Origin of the sequence: Vibrio plantisponsor (assembly GCF_013041605.1) — a bacterium.
Taxonomy (GTDB): domain Bacteria; phylum Pseudomonadota; class Gammaproteobacteria; order Enterobacterales; family Vibrionaceae; genus Vibrio; species Vibrio plantisponsor.
Genome location: NZ_JABEQC010000036.1, coordinates 1 through 1,016, shown reverse-complemented (window position 1 = coordinate 1,016; position 1,016 = coordinate 1). Strand labels below are relative to the sequence as shown.

Below are 1,016 nucleotides of genomic sequence, written 5' to 3'. Positions count from 1 at the left end.
TACGACGGGATTCGAACCTGTGACCCCATCATTATGAGTGATGTGCTCTAACCAGCTGAGCTACGTAGCCAACAATAAATAATGGTGCGGAAGGAGAGACTTGAACTCTCACACCTTGCGGCGCCAGAACCTAAATCTGGTGCGTCTACCAATTTCGCCACTTCCGCATCTTAATTTGTAGATTAAATGAATATTGGTCTTCAGATAATCGTTGTAGTGATCTGTCATTTAAAACAAAGCACTTTAAATAGTGGCAGGTCTACCTCGAAGTCGAAACAGGGAGAATAGATGGGGCATCAAAGCCTTACTAACCACTATCTTAATTGTAATGGCAGGTCTACCTGGATTCGAACCAGGGAATGGCGGCATCAAAAGCCGCTGCCTTACCGCTTGGCGATAGACCTGCAGAGATGATTGCTCATCTAAATAATGGTGCGGAAAGAGAGACTTGAACTCTCACACCTTGCGGCGCCAGAACCTAAATCTGGTGCGTCTACCAATTTCGCCATTTCCGCAAAATTTTTAAGATATCGAGATAATATGGTGCGGAAGGAGAGACTTGAACTCTCACACCTTGCGGCGCCAGAACCTAAATCTGGTGCGTCTACCAATTTCGCCACTTCCGCATCTCGGTATCTAAAGTTACTAGCAATCTAACAAAGAGATATGCAAACAACTTAGAATAAGTGGTGGCTACGACGGGATTCGAACCTGTGACCCCATCATTATGAGTGATGTGCTCTAACCAGCTGAGCTACGTAGCCATCATTTTTGAGCGAGACAATATAATACAAACTCGCTACGAGTTCCAATAAATTTTCAAATACTGAAGCTCAATTAATAACTGAGTAGTTATTAATAATAAATGGTAGGTCTACCTAGAGCCGAAGCAGGGGAATAGACTGTGGCATCAAATGCCTAGCTAACCATTTATCTTTTAAATAGTGGCAGGTCTACCTGGATTCGAACCAGGGAATGGCGGCATCAAAAGCCGCTGCCTTACCGCTTGGCGATAG

At 44.3% G+C, this 1,016-nt stretch carries 5 tRNA genes; all 5 read right to left on the bottom strand.

From position 1 onward, the window contains the following. Positions 1 to 82: 82 nt before the first annotated feature. The 5 genes from HKI82_RS20350 to HKI82_RS20330 all read right to left on the bottom strand — a co-directional run bounded on the left by HKI82_RS20350 (position 83) and on the right by HKI82_RS20330 (position 764). Positions 83 to 167 (bottom strand) — tRNA-Leu (locus HKI82_RS20350). A 162-nt stretch (positions 168 to 329) separates the two neighbouring features. Continuing rightward, positions 330 to 404, bottom strand: a tRNA-Gln gene (locus HKI82_RS20345). A gap of 26 nt (positions 405 to 430) precedes the next feature. After that, positions 431 to 515 (bottom strand) — tRNA-Leu (locus HKI82_RS20340). A gap of 26 nt (positions 516 to 541) precedes the next feature. Further along, a tRNA-Leu gene (locus HKI82_RS20335) sits at positions 542 to 626 on the bottom strand. Between the two features lie 61 nt (positions 627 to 687). Then, positions 688 to 764 (bottom strand) — tRNA-Met (locus HKI82_RS20330). Positions 765 to 1,016: the final 252 nt, after the last annotated feature.